This window comes from Kocuria sp. APC 4018, assembly GCF_030407675.1.
GTDB lineage: Bacteria > Actinomycetota > Actinomycetes > Actinomycetales > Micrococcaceae > Kocuria > Kocuria rhizophila.
On the sequence record NZ_JASDCY010000084.1, the window covers coordinates 1 to 7,444 of the forward strand.

At 72.4% G+C, this 7,444-nt stretch carries 4 protein-coding genes; all 4 read left to right on the forward strand.

Going from position 1 to position 7,444, the window contains the following annotated elements:
• Positions 1-71 precede the first annotated feature (71 nt).
• Entirely contained in the window at positions 72-800 is a 729-nt protein-coding gene (locus QL985_RS11410; RefSeq protein WP_019309047.1) for a gamma-glutamyl-gamma-aminobutyrate hydrolase family protein, read from the forward strand.
• Positions 801-941: 141 nt separating this feature from the next.
• Positions 942-1,898, forward strand: a complete 957-nt coding sequence (locus QL985_RS11415) for a hypothetical protein (RefSeq protein WP_019309048.1) — start codon at positions 942-944, stop codon at positions 1,896-1,898.
• 55 nt (positions 1,899-1,953) lie between these two features.
• Positions 1,954-2,904, forward strand: coding sequence for a hypothetical protein (locus QL985_RS11420; RefSeq protein WP_224764812.1), 951 nt, complete (start codon positions 1,954-1,956; stop codon positions 2,902-2,904).
• Positions 2,905-3,219: 315 nt separating this feature from the next.
• Positions 3,220-7,344, forward strand: coding sequence for a Pls/PosA family non-ribosomal peptide synthetase (locus QL985_RS11425; RefSeq protein ID WP_039101245.1), 4,125 nt, complete (start codon positions 3,220-3,222; stop codon positions 7,342-7,344).
• The last annotated feature ends 100 nt before the right edge of the window (positions 7,345-7,444 follow it).

Here is a 7,444-nt window from a genome sequence, read left to right on the forward strand (position 1 = left end):
TGAACCCGGTTTGCCGCGGCGCCCGCGCAGCCCTAGATTCGACGGGACAGCCCGAGCCCCCAGGAGGACGCATGACGCAGCCCGCAGCCCGGGTCCTCGTGCCCGCACGCCTGGCCAGCTCGGACGACCGGGACCCCCGCGTGGCCGGTGCCAACAGGATCTTCTCCGACGTCGTGGAACTCGTGCGGCTCGCCGGGATGGACCCCGTGGTGGTCACGGATCCGGACGCGGACCTCGGGGGCTGCGCGGGCTTGGTGCTGCCCGGCGGCGGAGATCCCGATCCGGCGCGCTACGGCGGCGCCATGTCCGCCGCCGTGTACGACGTGAATCCCGAGCAGGACCACCTGGACTTCACCCTCGCCCGGCGCGCCCTGGATGCGCAGCTGCCCGTCTACGGGATCTGCCGCGGCGCCCAGGTCCTCAACATCCTCCGCGGCGGGACGCTCCACGTGGACCTCGCCCCCAGCCGCGTGGTGCACGCGGGACCCGACGGTTTCGTGGACCACGGGATCGCGGTGGCACCCCGCACGCTCCTGGCGCAGAGCCTCGGCGGCCGCCACGAGGTGCGCGTCCGCTCCGCGCACCACCAGGGCATCAAGGACCTCGGTGAGGGCCTCACGGCCACCGCGCACGCCCCCGACGGTCTGGTCGAGGCGTTCGAGGACCGGGCCGCCTGGGTGCTCGGCGTCCAGTGGCACCCGGAGGTGGAAGCCGCGGCGGGGCCCGTGCGCGACGGACAGTTCCGCGCGCTCGCCGCGGAGATCCGACGGCGCTCGGCGGCGGGTGGCGACGGCCCGTAGCCCGGTGGCCGCGAACGGGGCCGCAGACGCGAGCAACGGTCGCCCTGGCGTCGTCGGGGAACGGGTGGCCACCGCTCCGGCGTGCGGCACGACCCGCGGCCCCGCGTGCCCCGCCGCACACGGTCACCCGAAAGGACGGACATGCTCGGACTGCTGGACCGCCACCAGGCGCTCGTGTACCTGACGGCGATCGCGGCGGGGTCTCTCGCGGGGTGGTTCGTGCCGGGCCTCGGCGCCCACGCCGCACCCGCGGTGGCCCCCGTGCTGGTCCTGCTGCTCTACGCCACGTTCCTGGCGATCCCCCTGCGACGCCTCGGCGAGGGACTGCGGGACCTCCGGTTCCTCGGCTGCGTGCTCGTGCTGAACTTCGTCGCCGTGCCCGCGGTGGTGCTGTGCCTGGTGAAGGTCGCGGGGCTCCAGGGGCCCCTGCTCGTGGGGGCGCTGCTCGTGCTGCTCGCACCGTGCGTGGACTACGTGATCGTGTTCACTGGTCTCGCGGGCGGCGCGGCCGAACGGCTGCTGTCCGCGGCACCCGTGCTCATGCTCGCGCAGCTGGTTCTCCTGCCCGTCCTGCTGCGTCTGCACCCGGGGCAGGACGTGTCCGTTCGACTCGACCGGGCAGCCGTCGGGGAGGCACTCGTGGTGATTGCGGTCCCGCTGCTCGCGGCCGGGGCAACCCAGTGGGCCTCCGGGCGCCGGCCGGGAGTGCGGGCGTGGGAGGCGGGAGTGGCCGCGGCCATGGTCCCGCTCATGGTGCTCACCCTCGCCACGGTGGTGGCCTCGCAGATCGCGGCCGTGGGGTCCCGGGCGGCCGAGCTGCTTCCCCTCCTCCCGGTGTACCTGGCCTTCGCCGCGATCATGACGCTGCTCGGCCGGGCCGCCGGTTCCGTGGCGGGACTGGGCGCGCGCGAGCACCGCGCCGTGATCTTCTCCGGGGTCACCCGCAACTCGCTCGTGGTGCTGCCGCTGGCCCTGGCGCTGCCCGGGGACACGGGACTCGCGCCGTTGGCGGTGGTCACCCAGACGCTCGTGGAGCTGCTCGTCATGGTGGCCCTGGTGGCGGTGGTGCCGCGACTGGTCCCGCCCCGCAGGGTCTGAACCGGACCTCTGCGGCGGCCGGGACGCGGACGAACGCCGGGGTACCATGACGGCCATGCCCATTACGCCCGCCCGACCAGGGGCGACGTCCGCCGCGCACCGCACGGTGTCGTTCTTCTGCGTGACGCTGCTGGTCGCGGTCGCGGTGCTCCTGGCCCTCACGTCGTGCGGATACGATCCCGTGGCCACCACCGACTGCACCCGCTACGGGCTGGCGGCGGACGATCCCAGGGCCCACCCCCACACCGTCACGCGCGCCACCCGGGACACCCCGGAGGACCAGACCCAGGCGGGCGCGCTGGGGCGGCTCGACCAGACCTTCACGGACCGCGGCGTCACGAGCAGCTACCACGTGGTCGACGGCGGAGTGGACACCACCCGGCCGGTGGGACTCGTGGTGGACCTGCACGGGGACGGCGGTGCGGAGTTCGACGACCCCGGCGGCAGGACCACGTGCCTGGCGGCCGTGGCCGCATCCCACAACGCGCTGCTCGCGGTGCCGCTGACCCCGGACAGTGCGGGGGACTGCACGTGGTGGCAGGAGCTCCGCACCAATCTGCGGTGGCTGCGGGCCCTCACGGAAAAAGAATTGCTGCGTGATTTCCCCGTGGCCCGCGACAAAGTGAGCTGGCTGGGTTATTCCGGCGGCGCGGAAATGCTGAGCTATGGCGTTCTGAGCGGCGCCAGGGACCTCGTGACCGGCGGTGCCGTGATGGTGGGCGGAGGCGGCGCACCCGATTCCCTGGACGAGCCGGCCACCACGCAGCAGAAGAACGAGGTGAGGATGTGGTGGTTCACGGGCTCGCAGGACACCGGCACGGACCCGGACGCCGACTTCGACGCGCTGCGGGCGGCCCGGGACGGGCAGCGGTTCTACGAGAAGCGCGGTTTCACCCGGACGCGATTGGAGATCGTGCCCGGGCACAACCACTTCGACATGCCCGACGCCCAGATCCTGGACGACCTGCTCACGGCCGAGGAGCAGAACCCCGCGCCCACTGCCTGATACCCGTGAGTAACCCGCGTGGCGGTGCGCGCGTCATTCCCGGGAGGTGTGCAATACGAATTCCCGACAACTCCATGCAATGGTCCACGTAGTGGACCCCTCACCACCGCCTCCCGTACTCTGGTCTCACACACTGGACCAGCAGGGGGACGTCAACGCTGGGCACCATGGCGCGTTCACGGGATGTCGCGCCGCCGTCGGGGTCGGGGGACCCGGGCGGCTTGATCCGAACACCCGCGCGGACGCGACCTGACCGAGGCTCACGTCCGTCTCCTCCTGCGCCACTGGTCCTTAGCGAGGGGGAGCACAACAGCAGTGGACAGCCACAATCTCAGCGGCGAGGCCCACGAGGCCGGCGCCCCACGGGGCGCAGCCCCCGACAGAGCGGTCTATCCGGTGGAGGAACCACCGGCTCCGCGCACCCTGGTGGACATCGTCCTTGACACGGTCGCGCAGTTCCCGGACGCGATCGCCCTAGAGGACGAGCACGAGTCCGTCCCCTACGGAGAGCTCGAGGACCGGATCGAGGTCCACGTCCAGCGCCTGTGGGACATGGGCGTGGGGCGCGGTGACCGGGTCGGCATTCGCGTTCCCTCCGGCGGGGCGGACCTCTACGTGGCCATCCTGGCCACGCTGTTCGCGGGCGCGGCCTACGTGCCGGTGGACTGGGACGACCCCGACGAGCGGGCCCACACGGTGTGGGAGGAGGCCGGTGTGGCCGCCGTCTTCGGGGAGGGTCTCGAACTGACGCGCCGCTCGGCCGTCTCCACGGGCGAGCGGACGGAGACCCCGCGCACGCGGGACGACGCCTGGATCATCTTCACCTCGGGCTCCACGGGCAAGCCGAAGGGCGTGGCCATCAGCCACCGCTCCGCTGCGGCCCTTGTGGACGCGGAGGCCCAGATGTACCTGCAGCGCCGCCCGCTCGGGCCCGGCGACCGCGTGATGGCGGGGCTGTCCGTCGCGTTCGACGCCTCGTGCGAGGAGATGTGGCTGGCCTGGCGCCACGGCGCCACCCTGGTGCCCGCACCCCGGAGCATCGTGCGCTCCGGCCCGGACCTCGGCCAGTGGATCGTGGACAAGCAGATCACCGCCGTCTCCACCGTGCCCACGCTGGCCTCCCTGTGGCCCAGCGAGGCCCTGGACCGCGTGCGGCTGCTCATCTTCGGGGGCGAGGCGTGCCCCCTGGAGCTCACGAAGCACCTCGTGCGTCCCGGGCGTGAGGTGTGGAACACCTATGGCCCCACCGAGGCCACCGTGATCGCCACCGGCGCCCTGCTGACCGGCGAGGCGCCCATCCGCATCGGCCTCGCCGTGCCCGGGTGGGAGCTCGCCGTCGTGGACGCCCAGGGCGAGCCGGTGGCCTGGGGCGAGACCGGTGAGCTGATCATCGGCGGCGTGGGCCTGGGCCGCTACCTGGACCCCGCCAAGGACGCCGAGAAGTACGCCCCGCTGGAGTCGCTCGGGTGGGAGCGCGCCTACCGCTCCGGCGACGTGGTGCGCGCTGACCCCGAGGGCATCGTCTTCGCGGGCCGCGCCGACGACCAGGTCAAGGTCTCGGGCCGACGCATCGAGCTCGGTGAGATCGACACCCAGATGACCCAGGTGCCCGGCGTGAAGCTGGGCGCGTGCGCCGTGCACTCCACTCCGGGCGGCGGCAGCGTGATCGCGGGCTACCTGGTGCCCGAGGACGAGGGGTCCGTGGACCTCTCGGAAGCGCGCCGCTGGCTCGTGGAGCGGCTCCCGGGAGGGATGGTCCCCGCGCTGTGCCTCATGGACGAGCTGCCCATGAAGACCTCCGGCAAGGTGGACCGCAAGGCCCTGCCGTGGCCGTTGCCCACCACCAACGACGACGGCTCCGCGCCCCTCGAGGGTGACCTCGCGTGGCTCGCGGAGCTGTGGGCTGACCAGCTCGGGCCCCTGCCGTTCGCCGCGGACAGCGACTTCTTCGCGATGGGTGGCAGCTCGGTGGCCCTCGCGCGTCTGGTCTCGGCGCTGCGCCGGAGCCACCCGGACACGGAGATCGCCAAGATCTACGCCCACCCCACCCTCGAGTCCATGGCGGGCTACCTGGCCACGCTCGGGGAGTCCCACGACGTCAAGCGCGATCCGGACCCCGTCCCCGCGGCCGCCGGCTGGTTCCAGGGGGCCTTCATCCTGGCGTTGAACGTGCTCAACGGCTTCCGCTACGTCCTCGGCTCGCTGATCGTGGTGTGGCTGCTCGCGGTCGTCGCCGACGCCGGGTGGGTGCCCACCCCGCCGCTGCTGCCCCTGGTCGTGGGCTGGCTCGTGATGTTCTCGCTGCCGGGACGCGTGCTCGTGGGCGCGGCCACCGTGCGTGCGCTCACCGCCGGTCTCAAGCCCGGGCACTACCCGCGGGGGAGCTGGAACCACCTGCGGGTGTGGGCCGCCGAACGCGTGGTGGTCTACAACAAGTACGACGTCCTCACCGGCACACCCATGGCGCGCACCCTGCACCGGCTGTTCGGCAACACGGTGGGCCGGGACGCGCACCTCTACAACACCCCGCCGGTCACCGGCCTGGTGCGCGTGGGGGACCACGCCACCGTGGAGTTCGAGGCGGACCTCTCCGGCTACTGGCTGGACGGCGACGTCTTCCACGTGGGCGCGATCGAGATCGGGGAGCACGCACGCGTGGGCACCCGCACCCTGGTGGATCCCGGGATGCACGTGGGTGCCGGTGCCGAGGTGCTGCCGGGGTCCCACGTGAGCCGCGCGGTGCCCGCGGGGGAGCTGTGGGGCGGCTCGCCCCTGCGCCACCACGGCAACGCCGGAACCACCTGGCCGGAGGACTCCCCGGAGGTCACGGGCGGGATGCGCACCTGGGGGGCGCTCACCAGCCACCTGGCGTTCTCCGGAGGCGCGGTCCTGGTGGGGCTGCTGCCCTTCCTGGCGCTGATTCCCGGTGCGCTGATCGTGCTCACCCGCGTGGTCACCATCCAGGAGTACGAGGTCGTGTTCCCGATCGTGGCCGTGTGGGTTCCGGTGTTCACCGTGGTCACGGCCGTGGTGTGGCTGCTGCTCGTGGTGGGCCTGGTGCGCCTGGTCTCCGGGATGATCGTCCCCGGGTACTTCCCCCAGAACGGACCGGTGGGGTGGGCCATGTGGCTCACCGAGACGCTCATGCAGCGCACGCTGATCTCCACCTACCCGATCTACGCCTCGTGCATCACCCCGTGGTTCATGCGGCTGCTCGGCGCCAAGGTGGGGCGCAACGTGGAGATCTCCACCGCGGAGACCATCCCGCACCTCACCACGCTGAAGGACGGCTCGTTCCTCGCCGACCACGCCCTGGTGACGTCCCACCGCGCGGGCTTCGGCTGGTTGCACATCGGCACGTCCGTGATCGGTGAGCGCACTTTCGTGGGCAACTCCGGGATCGTGGGACCGGACCGGGATCTGCCCGCGGACGCACTGGTGGCCGTGCTCAGCTCCGCACCCCACCGCGCACCGGCCGGGTCCTCCTGGCTGGGCCGCACTGCGGCGCCGATCGCGCGCGCCAAGACGGAGGCGGATGCCGAGTCCACGTTCCAGCCGCAGCGGCGGCTCAAGGCGGCGCGGGCGTTCGTGGAGCTCTTCCGCTTCCTGCCCGCCATGGTCTCGGCGTGGCTGGACCTGGTGATCGTGTACGTGCTCACGGACATCTACATGTCCCACGGGATGGGGTGGAGCGGTGTGATCGCCGCCTTCGCATGGTCCGGTGTGGTGCTCACCGTGGCCAGCACCGTGGCGTGCCTGGTGCCGGTGCTCGTGAAGTGGGCCCTGATGGGTCGCTTCCGGGAGAGCGAGCGCCCGCTGTTCAGCTCCTTCGTGTGGCGCAACGAGCTCACGGACGTGTTCGCCGAGTCCCTGGCCGTGCCCTCCATGATCCGCCTGAGCGTGGGCTCGCCCCTGTTCAACGTGTGGGCCCGGCTGATGGGAGCGCACATCGGCCGCGGCGTGTGGTGCGAGACCTGGTGGCTGCCCGAGTTCGACCTGGTGCGCCTCGAGGACAACGTGTCCGTCAACCGCGGCACGGTCCTGCAGACCCACCTGTTCCACGACCGGATCATGCGCATGGAGCCCGTGACCATGCGGCGGGGCTCCACGCTGGGCCCCAACAGCTTCGTGCTGCCGGGCGCCACGATCGAGGAGCGCACCACCGTGGCACCGGGATCCCTGGTCATGCGCCAGGAAACCGTGCCCTCGGACGGCAACTGGGGCGGCAACCCCATCCGCCACCTCGAACCGGGGGACCAGGTGGTCAGCGCGCAGGTGCTGCCCACCGCGGCCCCCGCCACGCGCCGGGGATCCCACGCCGCGGCGTCGGGACCCGAGACCATCACGCAGCACAGCACGGGGTCCACCGCCATGGCCCCCGCACCGACCGCGCTCCCCGCCGGGGACCGCGCCGTTGAGCACCAGGGAGCCACCGAATGACGCAGCAGAGCATGAACGAGAACGTGGCCGAGGTCCACAGTCCGCTCTCCGCGGCGGTGCGGCCCTCGTCCCCGCGGTCCCCGAGCCACACCTCGCGCGG